The organism is Flavobacterium sp. Sr18, from assembly GCF_011064265.1.
Classification (GTDB): domain Bacteria; phylum Bacteroidota; class Bacteroidia; order Flavobacteriales; family Flavobacteriaceae; genus Flavobacterium; species Flavobacterium petrolei.
Genome location: NZ_CP049329.1, coordinates 1,683,025 through 1,700,621, shown reverse-complemented (window position 1 = coordinate 1,700,621; position 17,597 = coordinate 1,683,025). Strand labels below are relative to the sequence as shown.

Here is a 17,597-nt window from a genome sequence, read left to right as displayed (position 1 = left end):
TAAAACAGAGAAGATGGAAGTTACAGGAAAAATTAAAATGATCGATCAAACTAAAGAAGTTGGATCTGGAGGTTTCAAAAAAAGAGATGTAGTTGTTACAACCGATGAGCAGTATCCACAACATATTCTAGTTCAGTTTGTTCAAGATAAATGTGACTTATTGAACAGTTTTCAAGTAGGTGAGCCAGTAAAAATTGATATTAATCTTAGAGGTAGAGAATGGACAAATCCTCAAGGGGAAACAGTTTATTTCAACACTATTCAAGGATGGAGAATTGGAAAATTGCAAGCTGATGCTCCTTCTGCTGCACAAATGCCACCTATGCCTGCTGCTGAAGCTTTTGCACCAGCAACAAACTTAAACGAAGAAGAAGCTGACGATTTGCCATTCTAAAAGATAAAAAAGTTATAATTTAGAAGTCAGAAGTTTGAGTTTTACTTGAATTTCTGACTTTTTTATTTTTTTGAAATTGCCATTGATTTTTGAAATTAAAAAATGTATTATTTATCTCAAGCCTTATTTTTTCCTCCTATTGACCAGGCCAACCGCGATGGAATTCTAGCCATTGGTGGTGATTTATCTCCCGAACGTTTACAACTTGCTTATAAAAGCGGTATCTTTCCGTGGTTTGAAGATGGTGAACCTATTATGTGGTGGTCACCAAACCCAAGAATGGTTTTGTTTCTGGATGAATTGGTAGTTTCTAAAAGTATGCGAAATATCCTGAATCGGAATAGTTTTAAGGTGACTTTCAATCAGAATTTTAGGGACGTAATTTCTAATTGTCAAAACATAGAACGTGACGGTCAAAACGGAACTTGGATTACGAATGACATGATTGAAGCCTATTGTAAAATGTACGAGTTAGGCATAGCAAAATCAGTTGAGGTTTGGCAAGATGAGGTTTTGGTTGGGGGTTTATATGGAATTGATTTAGGTCACATCTTTTGTGGTGAAAGTATGTTTTCAAAAGTTTCAAATGCTTCCAAAGTGGCTTTTATAACTTTGGTTCACCAATTAAAAGTAGAAAATTACAAACTGCTGGATTGTCAAGTTTACAATCCGCATCTTGAAAGTTTGGGTTGCAGGGAAATTGACAGAACCGCTTTTATGGAAATTCTGAAAAGTATATAATATTCATATTTCGAATTTGTATGATTCTATTTTGTGGGAAACTGTTACTATAAAACGCAAACTAGCTTTTCTTCCAACAATCGGCTACATGATCATCAACCATTCCAGTGGCCTGCATGTGTGCATAAATCACGGTGGAACCCACGAATTTGAATCCGCGTTTTTTTAAATCTTTACTTATCTCATCAGAAAGTGGAGTAGTTGCAGGAACTTCTTTTAAGGATTGTCGGTTGTTTTGAATTGGTTTTCCATCAGTAAATTTCCAAATGTAATTTGAAAAACTTCCAAATTCTTCTTGTATTTTCATAAACGCTAAGGCATTCGAAACGGCTGCGCGAACCTTTAATTGATTGCGGATAATTCCCGCATCTAATAACAATTCCTGAATTTTATCTTCGTTATAAAGCGCTACTTTTTTATAATCAAAATCATTAAAAGCTAGTTTGAAGTTTTCTCTCTTTTTAAGGATTGTAATCCAACTTAATCCTGCTTGGAAAGTTTCCAAGATTAAAAATTCAAATATTTTTTGATCCTCATAAACTGGAACTCCCCATTCTTCATCATGGTATTTTTCGTAAATATCAATTCCAACGCACCATTTACATCTTGTTTTTTCTTCCATTTTTTATTCTTTTTCAGAGGCTAAATAGTTTTTTATAACATAATGGCCTAAGTAAATTAAAGGAGTCAAGAGAATAGCAATTCCGAGTTTAAAAGTATACCCGGTAATTGCAGATGTGATAAAAGTATCAAAATTTATTTTTCCAGGTAACCAAAAAGCAATTCCCAAAACAATAAAAGAATCGAATAATTGCGAAATAATTGTCGATCCTGTGGCTCTGAGCCATATTTTTTTGTTTCCTGTGCGGTTTTTGAAAAACCAAAAAACAGTTACATCAATCAATTGTGAAACTAGAAATGCAATGATACTTCCAACGATAATCCACATACTTTGTCCAAAAACGGCAAAAAACTGCTCATCGTTGACTGGGCTTATTCCTTTTGCGGCGGGTATATTGATCGCAAAAAGTAAAATAAGGAACGAATAGGCGATTAAACCAGCTGTGATTAGAGACAATTTCTTTACTCCTTTTTCTCCAAAATATTCATTGATTAAATCAGTTGTCAGGAAAACAATAGGCCAAGGTAAAATACCGATGCTCATTACAAAGGGACCTATTTGTATCAGTTTTCCACCGATGAGTTCTGCAGTAACAGCATTAGTGATAAAGATTCCGGCTAGAATAACAAAGACAAGCTCTTTTTTGGTTTTGAACATAAATGAAAATTAAATTTCAAATTTAGGGTTTTAATTTTAAAAGAAAAATCCCATCTCGTTTTTTCAAATAAGATGGGATTTTATATAAATTCGGGTTGTGAAATTCACTATTGTGATCTTCGTTCCTCGCAATAAATCATCCTAAAGTAACTCTTTTGAAACCTGTAATCTCAACGTTGAATCCTTTAACATAATCGCTAACTTTTTTACTGTCATCTTTGATGAAGTTTTGATCTAATAAGGCTTTCTCTTGATCTAAGGTAGTATTGTCAGAGATGAAACGTTGAACTTTTCCAGGGATAATTTTATCCCAAATTTGTTCTGGTTTACCTTCAGCTTTTAATTCTGCTTTAGCATCCTCTTCAGCTTGTTTTAAAACTTCTTCAGTTAATTGAGAGAAAGAAATGTATTTAGGAACATTTTTTAATGTTTTTCCTAAACGTTTTGCTTCTTCATTTTCTTTTTCGATGATAGCAATACGAGCAGCAAGTTCAGAATTAACGAAAGATGGGTCAAAATCTTTATAAGATAATGTATCAGCTCCCATAGAAGCAACTTGCATAGAGATGTCTTTAGTTAAAACGTCGCCATTAGCAATTGGTGAAGATATTGCAGTTAAAGCAGCAATTTTGTTAACGTGAACATAAGATCCAACGAAAGCACCTTCTAAAATTTCAAAACCACCGATTTCAATTTTTTCTCCAATTACTCCAGTTTGCTCGATTAGTTTTTCAGCAACAGTAATTCCGTTGAAATCTGAATCTAAAAATTCCTCTTTAGAAGAGTAGTTAATCGCTCTTTCAACTAATTCTTTAGCTAAAGTTACGAAAGCTTCGTTTTTACCTACGAAATCTGTCTCACAGTTTAAAGTGATGATAGCTCCTTTAGTTTTGTCTGCATTAATAAAAGATACAGCAGCTCCTTCAGAAGATTCACGGTCAGAACGGTTAGCAGCTACTTTTTGTCCTTTTTCTCTAAGGTTTTGAATAGCTTTGTCAAAATCTCCATCAGCTTCAACTAAAGCCTTTTTACAGTCCATCATTCCGGCACCTGTAGTTTGTCTTAATTTATTTACGTCTGCAGCAGTAATTGTTGCCATAATTTTTTTATTTAAAGATTAAAAGATTGAAAGATTTAAGGATCTTATTATTAATTCTACAATCAATAATTTTTAATCTTTAAATCCTTCAATCTTTAAATTTATTTTATTTATTCTTCAGTTGCAGTTGGCGCAGCAGCTTCTACAGCAGGAGTAGCTTCTACAGCTTCAGCAGCAGGAGCAACAACTTCAGCAGTAGCTTCACCTTCTTTGTCAGAACCTCTATCAGAAAGTCCTTCAACAATTGCAGCAGTAACTAAAGTTAAAATTTTATCAATTGATTTAGAAGCATCATCGTTAGATGGGATTACGAATTCAACCTCTCTTGGGTCAGAATTAGTATCCACCATAGCGAAAACTGGAATGTTTAATTTTTGTGCTTCTTTTATTGCGATATGTTCCGCTTTGATATCAACTACGAACAATGCAGCTGGTAGTCTTGACATGTCAGCAATTGAACCTAAGTTTTTCTCTAATTTAGCACGAAGACGATCAACTTGTAAACGCTCTTTTTTAGAAAGAGTCATGAAAGTACCATCTTTCTTCATTTTATCAATAGTAGCCATTTTTTTAACAGCTTTACGGATAGTTACGAAGTTAGTTAGCATTCCACCAGGCCATCTTTCAGTGATGTAAGGCATGTTTGCAGCTTTTGCTTTTTCAGCAACGATGTCTTTTGCTTGTTTTTTGGTAGCAACGAATAATATTTTTCTACCTGATGCAGCGATTTTTTTCAAAGCGTCATTCGCTTCTTCAATTTTTGCTGCAGTTTTATATAGATTGATAATGTGAATACCATTACGCTCCATATAAATGTAAGGAGCCATGTTTGGATCCCATTTTCTAGTCATGTGTCCGAAATGAACACCTGCTTCTAGTAAGTCTTTTACTTCTACTTTGTTTGCCATTTTGTTCTAGTTTACGTTCTGTTGATTAGCAATGCATAAATGGCGATTTCTCGGCTTTATACATTTAGATGCTAAACTATTTCCTACCTCGGTAGGAGAGCAACAACAACTGTTTTTTTTAAAATTTTTATGCTGAATTTATTTCAGCATCTTTTTCGTTTAAGCTGATAATAAAACCAGTCTATGAACGTGAGAATCTGAATTAAATCCAGATTGAATATTAACGTTTAGAGAATTGGAATCTCTTACGAGCTTTCTTCTGACCGAATTTCTTACGTTCAACCATTCTTGGATCTCTTGTTAATAAACCTTGTGGTTTTAATATCCCTCTGTTTTCAGCATTTACTTCACACATAACGCGTGCTAATGCCATTCTTACAGCTTCTGCTTGACCAGTTGAACCACCTCCGTAAACGTTCACTTTTACGTCAAAGTTGCTTACATTTTCTGTCATAGACATCGGTTGTAATACTTTGTACTGTAAAGTTGCAGTTGGGAAATAAGTTTCGAATGGTTTTTTGTTCACAACGATTACTCCTGTTCCTTCCGAAACATAAACACGTGCAACAGCCGTTTTTCTTCTACCAATTTTGTGAATTACTCCCATTACTTAAGATCGTTAAGGTTAACTGTTTTAGGTTTTTGAGCGCCTTGTTTGTGCTCTGATCCTACAACAACATTTAAATTTCTAAAAAGTTCAGCACCTAATTTATTTTTAGGTAACATTCCTTTAATAGCTTTCTCTACTAATAATGCAGGGTTTTTTGCTTGCAATACTTTAGCAGTTAAAGTTCTTTGACCACCTGGATAACCTGTGTGACGAATATAAGTCTTTTCGTCCATTTTGTTACCTGTAAGGTTGATCTTTTCTGAGTTGATAACGATTACGTTATCACCGCAGTCCACGTGTGGTGTGTAACTTGGCTTGTACTTACCTCTCAAAATCATAGCGACTTTTGAAGCAAGACGACCTAAGTTGTGACCATCAGCATCTACAACAATCCACTCTTTTGTAACTGTGGCTTTGCTTGCTGATTGTGTCTTGTAGCTTAATGCGTCCATAATATATTTTTAATTAAACATTCCATCCCCAATAAAGGGGTTGCAAAAGTACAATTAATTATTTTAAATACAAATACCTTAAATGAATATTTTTTTCTCGTTTTTACTCTGATAATCAAATGTATATTTAAAATTATATTCTAAGATTGAATTTGTGTTTCTCACTTCTGCCTGAGTTGAATCCAATGTGCTGTCATTTTGATTTAATTTTATTGTATATTTCTAATTTACAGCAGCAAATTTTACATTTTATTGGCTATTTTTGTCATTTAAGTGGGTAATAATCTATTTATTCATATCTTGTTACTTTTTTATTATTAAAATTACTCCAAATATGTCCTTATGAAAGCTAAAGCAACTTTAAAACAAATCGCTAAAGAACTGAATGTTTCTGTTTCTACAGTTTCAAAAGCGTTGAACGATAGTCCGGAGATTAGCGAGCAGACAAAGGTTAAAATTAAAGAATATGCGAAGCTTAAAAATTATAAGCCTAATGTAATAGGTCTTAACCTTAAAAATAGAAAAACCAAAACGATTGGCGTTATTATTCCAAATATTCTGAATTCCTTTTTTGCAAAAGTATTTAGTGGTATTGAGAAAATCGCTGATGAAAAAGGATACAATGTTATTATGTGTATCTCTAACGAATCAGCAGAAAAAGAAGCTCATACGCTGGAAATGTTAAGCAATGGAACCATTGATGGATTTATTGTTTCGGTCTCTGAAGAAGCACAAAAAAATCATGATTACGAGCATTTTTCTGCAATCATTAATGATGGAACTCCCATTGTTATGTTTGATCGAATTGCAGACGGCGTTGATTGTGACAAAGTAATTGTAGATGATTTTGACTCCGCTTTAAATTCGACCCAACATTTAATTGATTTAGGATGTAAGAATATCGCTTTATTATCCTCTATTGATAATTTGAGTGTAGGGAAGTTAAGAGCTGAAGGGTATTTGAAAGCTTTAGAAAATAATAATATCTCGGTAAATAACGATATCATTTTAAGAACGGATTCAGAAGATGATTTAAAAGATAAAATTGAGAAAGTTTTTGAAAACAAAATAGACGGAATCTTTGCTTTAGAAGAGAATGATTCAGTAGCCGCTTTGCGTATAGCACTCAAAAAAGGATTTAAAGTTCCAGAAGATATTTCTATTATAGGATTCGCTGACGGAATTCTTGCTTCCCGCAGATTGTCTCCTAGTTTAACTACGGTAAGTCAGCACGGGATAGAAATAGGAGAGGTGGCTGCTAAATTACTTATTGATAGATTAGAATCTAAAGAAGAGCACGTTCCTTATGAAACCGTTGTAATCAAGACGAAATTGAAAGAAAGAGAGTCAACAAGAAATTTGTAGCAACTCATTTAATATAACTATAAAAAAATCTCTAATCGTTTTTGAATGATTAGAGATTTTTTTTTAAGTATTATGGAAGATATTTAATGCGCTTCCAACCAATCTTTTCCTGCTCCTAAATCAACATCCAGCGGAACATCTAATTTGAAAGCATGTTCCATTTCATGTTTGATCATCGGTTTAATTTTTTCGAGTTCATCATTATGTACGTCAAACACAAGCTCATCGTGAACCTGAAGTAGCATTTTACTTTTCCAGTTTTCGGATGTTAGTTTTTCATGAATGTTAATCATCGCAATTTTGATGATATCGGCAGCACTTCCTTGAATTGGTGCATTTACCGCATTTCGTTCTGCACCGCCACGAACAATGGCATTTTGCGAATTAATATCTTTCAAATAACGACGACGCCCTAGGATGGTTTGTACATAACCGTTCTCTCTAGCAAAATCTATTTGTTCCTGAATGTAGGATTTTAATCTTGGATAAGTTTGATAATACGCCTCAATTAAATCAGCGCTTTCTTTGCGGGATAAGTTAGTTTGATTACTCAATCCAAAAGCCGAAACCCCGTATATAATTCCAAAATTTACCGTTTTGGCATGACTTCGTTGCTCGCGAGTCACTTCTTCCAGCGGAACATTAAATACTTTTGAAGCGGTAGATTTGTGAATGTCTTCATGATTTTGGAATGCCTTAATCATGTTTTCTTCCCCACTTAATGCAGCTATTACACGTAATTCTATTTGAGAATAATCGGCAGAGACTAGAGTGTAGTTCACATCTCGGGCAACGAATGCTTTTCTAATCTGTCTTCCACGTTCCGTGCGAATCGGAATGTTTTGTAAGTTGGGATTATTCGAACTCAAACGACCAGTTGCTGCAACGGTTTGCATATAGTCGGTGTGAATGCGATTTGTGATTTTGTCAACCTGATTCGGTAAAGCCTCAACATAAGTGTTTTGTAATTTCACCAATTGTCTCCAATCCAGAATGTCTTTCACAATTGGGTTTTCGGCGGCTAAATAACTTAAGATTTCCTCTCCCGTTGCATATTGACCGGTTTTAGTTTTCTTTTGTTTTACACCTCCAATTTTTAATTTATCGAATAAAACATCACCTAACTGTTTCGGGGAAGCCAGGTTGAATTTCTCTCCGGCAGTTTCAAATATGTTTGCTTCTAATATTTTAATGTCATCGGCTAATGTTTTCGACAGTGATTTTAAGAAATCTACATCCACACGAATTCCTTCTTTTTCCATATCAGCCAGAACTTTTACTAATGGAATTTCGATTTCCTCAAAAAGTTTTTTGGTTCCAGTTTTATCCAATTCTAAGGTGAATATTTCCTTTAGTTGCAAGGTTACATCGGCGTCTTCAACAGCATATTCTTTGATTTCCTCTAGTTCAACATCACGCATTGATTTTTGATTTTTTCCTTTTTTCCCAATTAAAGTTTCAATGGATTGAGGCGAATATTTCAAATACGTTTCTGATAAAATATCCATATTATGACGCATATCCGGATTGATCAGATAATGGGCAATCATCGTATCGAATAATTTTCCTTTCACATTAACATTGTAATTAGAAAGAATCTTTAAATCGTATTTTAAATTCTGACCAATTTTCTCAATGCTTTCATTTTCGAAAAAAGGAACGAATTTCCCAATTAAAGTCTGTGCTTCCTCTTGATTTTCTGGAAATGGAACATAGAATCCTTTTCCTTTTTCGTAAGAGAAAGATATCCCAACCAATTCTGCGTGTAAGGCATCAAGTCCGGTAGTCTCCGTATCAAAGCACACTGAAGTTTGTTTTTGTAAATTTTGCAACAGCAATTTTAAACCTAAATCACCTTGAATAATCTGATAAGAATGTTCGGTATTTTCTAATGAATTGTAGTATTGATGACGGGTTTCCTCCGAAGAATCATCTTGGATGGCACTTCCAAAAAGGTCGAACTGCTCTTCGTTTTTTGGTTGCGGTTTTTTATACAGTTTAGTTTCGTCAACTGGATTGCTGGTGGCGGTTGCACTTCCCCCTTTTTTGAATATGGCATCAAATTGTTCCGCCATTCTACGGAATTCTAATTCATTGAATAGCGCATCCGTTTTCTCGACATCTGGAGTTGATAATTCATAATCGGCTTCATCAAAAATAACGGGACAGTCCAGTAAAATGGTTGCTAAAGTTTTGGATAATAACCCTTTTTCCCTGTTTGCTTCAATGTTCTCTTTCATTTTTCCTTTCAGCTTGTCGGTATTTGCTAAAAGGTTTTCCATGGTTCCAAATTCTTTCAACAGTTTCTTAGCCGTTACTTCGCCTACGCCAGGAAGTCCTGGAATATTATCGGCAGCGTCACCCATCATTCCAAGAAAGTCAATTACTTGGTCTGGTCTTTCGATTTCAAATTTTGCCAAAACCTCTGGAATTCCCCAAATTTCAATTCCATTCCCCATTCGGGCGGGTTTGTACATGAAAATATTTTCAGAAACGAGTTGTGCAAAATCTTTATCAGGGGTAACCATAAAGACTTTGTAATTCTGTTTTTCAGCTTGTTTTGCAATAGTCCCAATTAAATCGTCAGCTTCATAGCCTTTTACCTCAATGATAGGAATATGCATGGCTTTCAGTAAATCTTGAATGTACGGAATAGCAATTTTGATCGCTTCGGGAGTGGCATCACGATGGGCTTTGTATTCTGGAAATATGTCGTTTCTAAGTTGACTTCCGCCATTGTCAAATGCTACGGCTAAATGGTCTGGTTTTTCCCTTTTGATTACATCCATTAAGGAATTCATAAAGCCCATAATGGCTGATGTATCCATTCCTTTTGAGTTGATTCTTGGATTTTTTATAAAAGCATAATAACCTCTGAAGATTAAGGCGTAGGCATCTAGAAGGAACAGGCGTTTTTGTTGTGACATGAATTGTGATTTTGTAAAGTTTTCAAAAGTACAAAACTTGTTATATAAAGGAGTGTAGGATTGCAGGATTTGTAAAAAATTCTATTTAAAAGTGTCTCTGTTCATAAAATAATACTCAAAATAACTAATAGAAAATGTAATTTTAATGTAAAAATGACAGAGAGAGAAATTAATATGAATAGTTATTAGGGTAAAATAGTTAAATCAATTTTTGTAACTTTTATATTATATTTTAATAAAATAACATGCATTTAGTCGATTATATTTACCTTTGGTCGGTATTTTTAATAAAAATTTTTAATTTTATTTTTGATATTAACATAATAAATTTGTTATGAAAAAACATTACTTTGCTAAAAAGGTATTACAAGCCTGTTTGTTATTTTTGATAACGATGACAACAAATATGTCAGCCCAAGTTGGTATTGGAACCGTAACTCCACATGCTAGTTCTGTTTTGGATGTGTCATCAACCAATCAGGGAATGCTTACGCCAAGAATGACTACATCGCAGAGAACAGCTATTGTGACTCCTGCCGATGGGTTGATCGTGTACGATACGGATTTGAAATCTTTTTATCATTACAATAGTACTACAGTATCATGGAACAGAATGAGTAGTGACGCGAATGGCAGACTTAAATTTAAACGTATAAAATCTACAGATGTTCTGGCTACTGTTTTGGCAGCGGAGAAGACCTTAGGTGGTAATATCACATATAAATTAGACCCAGGAACTTTGTATGAGATAAATGGGGCTGTGATACTAGATTTACCAATTGAATTGAATAATGCTTACATTGCTGGTTTGGACTCTGGAGAGGATAAATTAGTTAAAGTTAGTGGAGATCTTTTTACGGGAACAACAGGTGGGTCAGTTAGGGTATTGACTTTAGTGGCATCAGGCGGAAATGTTTTTAATATTACAGCAGTAGGTACTCAAAATTTAATTTTAAGAGATGGTATTATCGCAAATTCGGCTAATGTAGGTCTTATCAAAGGCTTTTCGCTGGTATTTGTGAGTATTATACAATATGTCGGCAATTCAAATGGAATTATTTATGAGAATATTGAAAAGTTGTTGATTAACAATGCAGGATGGTTTGGGGGTGCTTTACCTCTTGGTAATTCTGGTACTTATGAAAAGATTGTTGGTACATTTGGACAAGTGGCCAAACAAGGAGGATTTAGTGAAGTTACAGGAACGAATATTGGTTTTGATGTATTTTCAGATCCTACTATTACAGGAGATGCTGTTATGGAGTCAGTAGTTTTTACAGGGGCGGTTTCGGGTGCAGGGGCTTATGTAAAACCTTATACAGTTGGGAGTTATGCAGGTTATAATTTTAATAACAGTTGGAATGTACGTTGTGCAGGAATTCCAACCGAAGGAGATTCGTTTGCAACGGGTAATTTATATGATTCGAATAATACATCATCTTCTCGAACAACCGCCACAAACGTAAGTCAAGATTATAAGGTTATTACAAATGCAACAGCTTCGAGTAATCTTTATAGAGTGGCAGCCAATTCGACAGGAAGATTGACGTACTTAGGTAAAAAAGGCAGGATTTTTAATGTAAACGCATCTGTATCTTTTAAGGAATCATCAGGGGCAACAGGTAACACTAATTATGTTTTTTATTTAGTTAAAATTGGAACAAATGGAACAACGGTAACTCCGCTTCAGGCAACTGAAACTTTTATCGACACCAATAGCGGATTTGTACAGTCTTTTCCGATTTCGGGAACAGTACAGTTAAATACGAATGAATCAGTTGAAATTTATTTAAAGAGAATTACAAATCCCACATCTCCTAAAATTAGTATAGACGTTTACTCTTTAAATATATCGATGAATTAAAAACAATAAAAAATCAATTTACAACTTACTAAAAACCGCATTATTTAAAACTATATAGTGCGGTTTTTATTTACATTTCACTTTTTCGAATTTTAGCTGTTCTTTAGCTTTAATCAACCGTTAAATTTTAACTAATAAAAAAACATTTTGGTTAATTCTTTTGTTATTTTGTCTAAAATTTGATTAAAATGATCTTTCGTATCGTATTCTTGTGCCTAATCCTTCTTATTATTGAGCTTTATACTTTTCAGGTATTAAAAACTTTGATAAAATCAAAGCCAATTTTGTATTCCATTCAGCTTATTAGCATTGTAGTCTTAATATATATTGTTTATTCGATAATGCAATTTGACCGAAGCGTTGGCCAAACCCAACACATGATGGTTGTCATGGGTTTGCTGCTGATTGTTTACGTTCCAAAATTAATTTTGACTCTAGTTTTAATGGGGGAAGACATTTTTAGATTGGGTGCAGGGACCGTGAATTATTTTATAGATTATGACAAAAGCACAGATTTTCTTAATTCCAGACGAAAGTTTATCAGTCAAGTAGGGTTGGGGTTAGCGGCAGTTCCTTTTTTATCTTTAATTTATGGAGTAACCGTTGGGAAATACAATTATAAAGTAATCAAACAGCGTATTTTTTTTCCTGATTTACCGGAAGCTTTTGATGGTTTTACGATTACTCAAATATCAGATGTTCATAGTGGCAGTTTTGATAATCCTGAAAAAATTAATTACGCGATTGATTTGGTTAATGAGCAAAATTCCGATTTGATTTTGTTCACTGGTGATATCGTGAATACAGATGCTAAGGAAATGCATCCTTGGATAGAAACGTTCAATAGAATTAAAAAACACGAATATGGCAAATATTCCGTTTTGGGGAATCACGATTATGGCGAATATGTAACTTGGCCATCAGAAGCTGCAAAAGAGGATAATTTCAAAGCTATAAAAAGTTTGTATGGCGAAATTGGTTTCAATTTATTGTTGAATGAACATACATTTATCGAAAAAGGAGATGCCAAAATAGCATTGGTTGGTGTAGAAAATTGGGGACATAACTTCAAACAGGCTGGAGATTTGAACAAAGCTGCGGGACCTTTAAAGAAAGAAGATTTTAAGATTCTGATGAGTCATGATCCATCGCATTGGGAACACGTTGTGCAACATGATGAGAAGCATTATCACCTCACGCTTTCGGGTCATACACACGGAATGCAATTTGGAATTGAAATTCCAGGATATTTCAAATGGAGTCTGGCACAGTATGTTTACAAACAATGGGCTGGTTTGTACGAAAATCTAGGGCGATACGTTTATGTAAACAGAGGATTTGGTTTTCATGCCTATCCTGGTAGAGTAGGAATTATGCCGGAAATAACGGTCATTGAACTAAAAAAGGGAACTAATGTGGCATAATACGTTAAAAATGCTACATTTGTAAAATAAATATCTCTTTTTAGTGAATTTAAAAATTAAATTTTTGGTTTTATGTCAAAATTTGGAGAACTTATAAATACTCAAGTACCTGTGCTACTTGATTTTTACACAGAATGGAACGAATCTTCCGTTTCAATGCATCCTGTTATCAGAGATGTAGCCGCTGCTCTTGGCGATAAAGCCAAAGTGATTAAAATTGATGTGGATAAAAATCAAGAATTGGCGGATGCTTTACGAATCAAAGGTTTGCCTACATTGATGATTTACAAACAAGGTCAAATGATTTGGAGACAATCTGGAGAATTAGATGCTAATACCCTTATTGGAATCGTTCAGGAGCAATTGTAAAATTGGTTTTGGATTTCACAAAACATCACAATTAAAATTATTTTCTTTTAAAAAATCCAATGTTTTTGGCAACACGTATTCAAGATTTTTGAATGCTTTTACGCTGTCGTGAAAAACAATGATACTTCCCGGTTTAACATTTGACAACACATTATCTAAACATTTCTCTTTAGATATTGTGGTATCAAAATCAGCGCTCAGCACATCCCACATAATTATTTTATAGTCCAAGTTCTGAATCGCTTTAGATTGAGCCGTTTTTATTTTGCCGTAAGGAGGACGAAATAGTCTGGACTTTAGAGTTTGATTTATGTTTTTGCTAACCGCTTCTTCGCATCGTGCAACGTTTTCAATATAATCTTCAGTAGAATTATTCCAGCCATTTAAATGGTTAAAAGTATGATTTCCTATGGAATGCCCTTCGCTAACTACTTTTTTGAATATTTCGGGATGCTTAGTGATATTATCTCCAATACTAAAAAAAGTAGCTTTAAAGTTGTATTTTTTTAGTTCTCCCAAGACCCATTCAGTCACCACAGGAATAGGTCCGTCATCGAATGTGAGATAGACCGTTTTTCCTGTATTGGAAACATCCCAAGTATAATTAGAAAATATTTTTTTGATAAACCAATTCGTTTTAATCCAGTAAAATTTCATTTTTTAGTTTTAAAAGTAAAAAAAATAGCGACATTTTTCAACGTCGCTACCTTTTCTAATTGCTATTCAAGATTACTCTTTTTCTCGTTCAAAACGTTCAAACATTTTAATGTATGTGTTGAATGTAATTTTATGTTTATTGTAAAAATTAGTATCTCCATTTTCTTTCATGACTTGCAAAAGGCTTCTGTAGCGCTCAATATCAGTGATGATAGGAATGGCAATACTACTTTGTTCAGATGATTTAAGATTGCCATAATAGTTTAGGTTCTCATGATACTTATTTACCAGCTTATTTAGTAATTGTTGCGCTTTCACTTTGTCGCCAATTTTGTAATAACCGTCAGCAAAAGGTTCTACTAATGAATAATAGCCAAAATATTCCAAAGGCATTTTTGTCATCGCTAAATCGATAATATTTTTTGCCTTGTCTTTTTTGCCTTCAATGATCAACTGATTCATCAATCTTGAAAGGTTACTTCTGTACGTTATGCTGTTTTTACGGGTTTCAGGATCATGATAAATAGTACTACTTTCGCTGTTGCCCCAATCCCATTTCATAACTTTAGCATACATTTTATCAGAGTCTATTTGTCCCATTTCAAGAGGACCACCATCTTTAGGGATAGTTGTTTTAATAGGGACTAATTTGTATACCATACCTTCCAGTTGAAGGTACTCTTTCATCCAGATATAATCTTCGTTATCAAATGCGCCTCCGCTGAAATAAATAGGTCGTTTCCAGTTATTATTGGCAACAATATCCAGCATCATTAATCTGTTTTTGTACAATGCATTTTTACTGATATCCAAATCAATATAAGGAACTATAGAATCGTTGTATTTAGCCGAAACAACTTTGTTTTGAATAATGGTGTTTTTGTCAACCGGAATTCTGATTTTATTGGTAGGATAAAAATGAATAGTTTGTCCGTTTTGCATTTCAACCGTTGATTTTGGATTTTTAATAAAATTGATAAAATCTTTTATTTCCCAACGGGTTTCTACTTTTGGAATGTGAGCCACATAATCCAATTTATCACCCACGTATTGATCGTGTGTAAATGAAATAGGCAATGGGTCAGATTCGTATGTTTTCGTTTTCATTTGATCGATATACCAATCCGTCATGAATAAACTAGTATTTACGATTTTGACATCTGTTCTTACTTTTTCAATTTCTTGGGCGTACCAAAGTGGGAAGGTATCGTTATCCCCAATTGTAAATAGAATAGCATTTGGATCGCAAGAAGTAAGGTAAGCTTTGGCCATTGCTACAGCGGTAGATTTTCCGGAGCGATCGTGATCATCCCAGTTTTGAGCTGCCATAAGAACCGGAGCTGCCAGTAAACTTGCTGTAATAATTATTGGTCCGGCAATTCTTGGGGCAAGATATTTTTGTACGCTTTCATATAAAGCATAAACTCCAAAACCAATCCAGATGGCAAACACATAAAAAGAGCCGACTAATGCATAATCTCTTTCTCTAGGTTCGAAAGGTCTTTCATTTAAGTATATTTTCAGTGCTATTCCCGTAAAAAGAAATAAAGCCAGTAATACGTAGAAACTTTTTAAATCTTTATTGGCATGATACATTATACCAATCAAACCAAGGATAAATGGTAAAAAGAAATATACATTTCTTCCTTTATTATTCACCACATCCGTAGGGAGGTTGTCTTGACTTCCTAAATGCAGTTCGTCTATAAAGGATATTCCGCTGAGCCAGTTTCCGTCCAGGTAATCGTATCTCCCTTGAACGTCATTTTGACGGCCAACAAAATTCCACATTAAATACCTCCAATACATATAACCAAATTGGTATTCAACCATAAAACCAAGATTGTCAGCAGTTGTTGGTTTGTCAACCAATAAATAATCACCGTAACTTTTTAGAAACTTTACATAACCTTCATTGTCAATTTGATTTTGAGCATAAGCTTGTCTGAACTCATTTATGATTTTTTCGGTTTCATTTTTCAGTTGTGCAATTGCTTTATTATAATCTTCCTCGCTTAGCTGACTCGGGTCAATTCCGTACTTCGCAAGATCGTCTTCATAAGGATAATTAGGATTTAACCTAAATTGTGGCGGATTCGTGAAATTCATATAATTTTCAATATGATCACCACTCCACATTCGTGGTAAAATAGTTTTGTGATTGTCATCCGTATTTTGCTCCGCATTCTTGAAATTATTTACAATAACATATTTGCCTGTTTTGTAATCTCTTTCGTAATTGGGTGCTTTATCCAAATAAGGATTGTCTTCGTCTAAACCTGAAAAAGCTTCTGTGTATTGAGGACCATAAAACAAAGGATTTACACCGTATTGTTCTCTGTTATAGTACGCAAGTACTTCGCGTGCATCAGAAGGTTTGTTTTCATTGATTACAGTATTGGCGTTAGCACGTATAGGCAACATGGTCCATGTAGAAAATCCGATTAGGATAAAAAGAACACATAATATTAAAGTGTTGTATGTTGCCAAGCCCTTGTTATTCGTGTATTTTAAACCAAAATAAAACAAAGCTGCCAGCAAAACAGTAACAAATATAGTTCCGGAGTCAAACGGTAATCCTAAGCTATTCACCATAAATACTTCGGTTTTACCAAAGAATCCCATAGTCATAGGAAGGAGTAGTTTGAATATAAAAAGTAAAATAGCGATTACGATTACATTTGCAAGCAGAAAGCTTTTGATGGTAACAGCTTTATAGTTTTTGAAAAAGTACAAGAAACCTATGGCAGGAATAGTTAACAAAGCCATGAAGTGAACTCCAAACGAAAGTCCAACAACAAGGGAAATGATTAATAACCATTTGTTTCCTCTTGGTTTATTCATGTCCTTTTCCCAGCGTAATCCCAGCCAAAATAATAAAGCAATAAATAAGGAAGCCATGGCATAAACTTCTGCCTCAACTGCATTATACCAAAAACTATCAGAGAAAGTATACGCTAAAGCACCTACAAATGAACTTCCTAATATTACAATCTCATTATTCTTATTTGATTCTGAAAATCGAGAAATTAATTTTTTTAATATCATTGAAGATGACCAGAATAAAAACAAAATGGTAAATGCACTTGAGAATACTGACATCATATTTACCATTAAGGCAATTTTAGTATCGTCCGTGGCAAACATGGCGAAAAAAGCACCAATCATTTGGTATAATGGAGCTCCAGGCGGATGGCCAACTTCTAATTTTGCTGCTGTGGCAATATATTCACCGCAATCCCAGAAACTCATTGTGGGTTCAACTGTTAATGTATAGGTTAATAATGCGATTCCAAATGTAAGCCAACCAATAATTGTATTCCATTTATTAAAATTGAATGCTGCTTTATCCATGTACTAAAGTTTATTTTAATTGTAAGTCACAAAGAAAATGTTTTTTTGTTTAACCTCCATAGCATTAACACTATTTTCTGGAAAAGTAATGCGATTCAATAACATGTTGATTATAAAGGCTTTTTGTTGTTTGCTTGAATTAAATTCAATTTAA

General features: G+C 34.1%; 15 protein-coding genes. 6 read left to right on the top strand and 9 right to left on the bottom strand.

Annotated elements, in window-relative coordinates; translation table 11 throughout:
- The first annotated feature begins 13 nt into the window (after positions 1–13).
- Complete coding sequence (locus G7A72_RS07515; RefSeq protein WP_165152016.1) at positions 14–394, top strand: DUF3127 domain-containing protein; 381 nt, start codon at positions 14–16, stop codon at positions 392–394.
- A 102-nt stretch (positions 395–496) separates the two neighbouring features.
- Positions 497–1,135 carry a leucyl/phenylalanyl-tRNA--protein transferase gene (aat, locus tag G7A72_RS07510; RefSeq protein ID WP_165152015.1) on the top strand — a complete coding sequence of 213 codons (639 nt, stop codon included), beginning with the start codon at positions 497–499 and terminating at the stop codon, positions 1,133–1,135.
- 61 nt (positions 1,136–1,196) lie between these two features.
- Here aat and G7A72_RS07505 read toward each other — a convergent pair whose 3' ends face one another.
- The 6 genes from G7A72_RS07505 to rplM all read right to left on the bottom strand — a co-directional run bounded on the left by G7A72_RS07505 (position 1,197) and on the right by rplM (position 5,483).
- On the bottom strand, positions 1,197–1,757 hold the full coding sequence (locus G7A72_RS07505; RefSeq protein WP_165152014.1) for a DNA-3-methyladenine glycosylase I: 561 nt from the start codon (positions 1,755–1,757) through the stop codon (positions 1,197–1,199).
- Between the two features lie 3 nt (positions 1,758–1,760).
- A complete protein-coding gene (locus G7A72_RS07500; protein ID WP_165152013.1) occupies positions 1,761–2,414 on the bottom strand; it encodes a queuosine precursor transporter in 654 nt (217 codons plus the stop codon).
- Positions 2,415–2,550: 136 nt separating this feature from the next.
- A complete protein-coding gene (gene tsf / locus G7A72_RS07495; protein ID WP_165152012.1) occupies positions 2,551–3,513 on the bottom strand; it encodes a translation elongation factor Ts in 963 nt (320 codons plus the stop codon).
- Between the two features lie 110 nt (positions 3,514–3,623).
- Positions 3,624–4,421 (bottom strand): 30S ribosomal protein S2, encoded by a 798-nt coding sequence (gene rpsB / locus G7A72_RS07490; RefSeq protein WP_165152011.1) that lies wholly within the window; start codon positions 4,419–4,421, stop codon positions 3,624–3,626.
- Positions 4,422–4,641: 220 nt separating this feature from the next.
- The gene (rpsI, locus tag G7A72_RS07485; protein ID WP_113634047.1) at positions 4,642–5,028 is read right to left on the bottom strand and encodes a 30S ribosomal protein S9; all 387 of its coding nucleotides are present in this window, start codon (positions 5,026–5,028) and stop codon (positions 4,642–4,644) included.
- Positions 5,028–5,483: a 50S ribosomal protein L13 gene (gene rplM, locus G7A72_RS07480; protein ID WP_073204674.1), complete on the bottom strand. Its 456-nt coding sequence runs from the start codon at positions 5,481–5,483 to the stop codon at positions 5,028–5,030. Before rplM ends, rpsI begins: the two co-directional genes overlap by 1 nt.
- Before the next feature lie 342 nt (positions 5,484–5,825).
- On the opposite strand from rplM, the gene G7A72_RS07475 reads away from it, so the two are divergent.
- Complete coding sequence (locus G7A72_RS07475) at positions 5,826–6,848, top strand: LacI family DNA-binding transcriptional regulator (RefSeq protein WP_165152010.1); 1,023 nt, start codon at positions 5,826–5,828, stop codon at positions 6,846–6,848.
- Between the two features lie 83 nt (positions 6,849–6,931).
- Here G7A72_RS07475 and polA read toward each other — a convergent pair whose 3' ends face one another.
- Entirely contained in the window at positions 6,932–9,775 is a 2,844-nt protein-coding gene (gene polA / locus G7A72_RS07470) for a DNA polymerase I (RefSeq protein ID WP_165152009.1), read from the bottom strand.
- A 334-nt stretch (positions 9,776–10,109) separates the two neighbouring features.
- Here polA and G7A72_RS07465 point away from each other — a divergent pair, with 334 nt between their 5' ends.
- From G7A72_RS07465 to G7A72_RS07455, 3 genes are all read left to right on the top strand, one after another.
- Positions 10,110–11,639 (top strand): hypothetical protein, encoded by a 1,530-nt coding sequence (locus G7A72_RS07465; protein ID WP_165152008.1) that lies wholly within the window; start codon positions 10,110–10,112, stop codon positions 11,637–11,639.
- 188 nt (positions 11,640–11,827) lie between these two features.
- Positions 11,828–13,063: a metallophosphoesterase gene (locus G7A72_RS07460; RefSeq protein ID WP_165152007.1), complete on the top strand. Its 1,236-nt coding sequence runs from the start codon at positions 11,828–11,830 to the stop codon at positions 13,061–13,063.
- Between the two features lie 72 nt (positions 13,064–13,135).
- Positions 13,136–13,432, top strand: a complete 297-nt coding sequence (locus G7A72_RS07455; RefSeq protein WP_113665000.1) for a co-chaperone YbbN — start codon at positions 13,136–13,138, stop codon at positions 13,430–13,432.
- A 15-nt stretch (positions 13,433–13,447) separates the two neighbouring features.
- Here the strand turns inward: G7A72_RS07455 and G7A72_RS07450 are convergent, their stop codons facing one another.
- Positions 13,448–14,089, bottom strand: coding sequence for a polysaccharide deacetylase family protein (locus G7A72_RS07450; protein ID WP_165152006.1), 642 nt, complete (start codon positions 14,087–14,089; stop codon positions 13,448–13,450).
- Between the two features lie 72 nt (positions 14,090–14,161).
- Positions 14,162–17,443: a DUF2723 domain-containing protein gene (locus G7A72_RS07445; protein ID WP_165152005.1), complete on the bottom strand. Its 3,282-nt coding sequence runs from the start codon at positions 17,441–17,443 to the stop codon at positions 14,162–14,164.
- Positions 17,444–17,597 lie beyond the last annotated feature (154 nt).

Bases quoted from the DNA above. Each gene is read 5' to 3' on its own strand.
- G7A72_RS07515 (WP_165152016.1), top strand. From the start codon at position 14: ATGGAAGTTACAGGAAAAATTAAAATGATCGATCAAACTAAAGAAGTT.
- aat (WP_165152015.1), top strand. From the start codon at position 497: ATGTATTATTTATCTCAAGCCTTATTTTTTCCTCCTATTGACCAGGCC.
- G7A72_RS07505 (WP_165152014.1), bottom strand. From the start codon at position 1,757: ATGGAAGAAAAAACAAGATGTAAATGGTGCGTTGGAATTGATATTTAC.
- G7A72_RS07500 (WP_165152013.1), bottom strand. From the start codon at position 2,414: ATGTTCAAAACCAAAAAAGAGCTTGTCTTTGTTATTCTAGCCGGAATC.
- tsf (WP_165152012.1), bottom strand. From the start codon at position 3,513: ATGGCAACAATTACTGCTGCAGACGTAAATAAATTAAGACAAACTACA.
- rpsB (WP_165152011.1), bottom strand. From the start codon at position 4,421: ATGGCAAACAAAGTAGAAGTAAAAGACTTACTAGAAGCAGGTGTTCAT.
- rpsI (WP_113634047.1), bottom strand. From the start codon at position 5,028: ATGGGAGTAATTCACAAAATTGGTAGAAGAAAAACGGCTGTTGCACGT.
- rplM (WP_073204674.1), bottom strand. From the start codon at position 5,483: ATGGACGCATTAAGCTACAAGACACAATCAGCAAGCAAAGCCACAGTT.
- G7A72_RS07475 (WP_165152010.1), top strand. From the start codon at position 5,826: ATGAAAGCTAAAGCAACTTTAAAACAAATCGCTAAAGAACTGAATGTT.
- polA (WP_165152009.1), bottom strand. From the start codon at position 9,775: ATGTCACAACAAAAACGCCTGTTCCTTCTAGATGCCTACGCCTTAATC.
- G7A72_RS07465 (WP_165152008.1), top strand. From the start codon at position 10,110: ATGAAAAAACATTACTTTGCTAAAAAGGTATTACAAGCCTGTTTGTTA.
- G7A72_RS07460 (WP_165152007.1), top strand. From the start codon at position 11,828: ATGATCTTTCGTATCGTATTCTTGTGCCTAATCCTTCTTATTATTGAG.
- G7A72_RS07455 (WP_113665000.1), top strand. From the start codon at position 13,136: ATGTCAAAATTTGGAGAACTTATAAATACTCAAGTACCTGTGCTACTT.
- G7A72_RS07450 (WP_165152006.1), bottom strand. From the start codon at position 14,089: ATGAAATTTTACTGGATTAAAACGAATTGGTTTATCAAAAAAATATTT.
- G7A72_RS07445 (WP_165152005.1), bottom strand. From the start codon at position 17,443: ATGGATAAAGCAGCATTCAATTTTAATAAATGGAATACAATTATTGGT.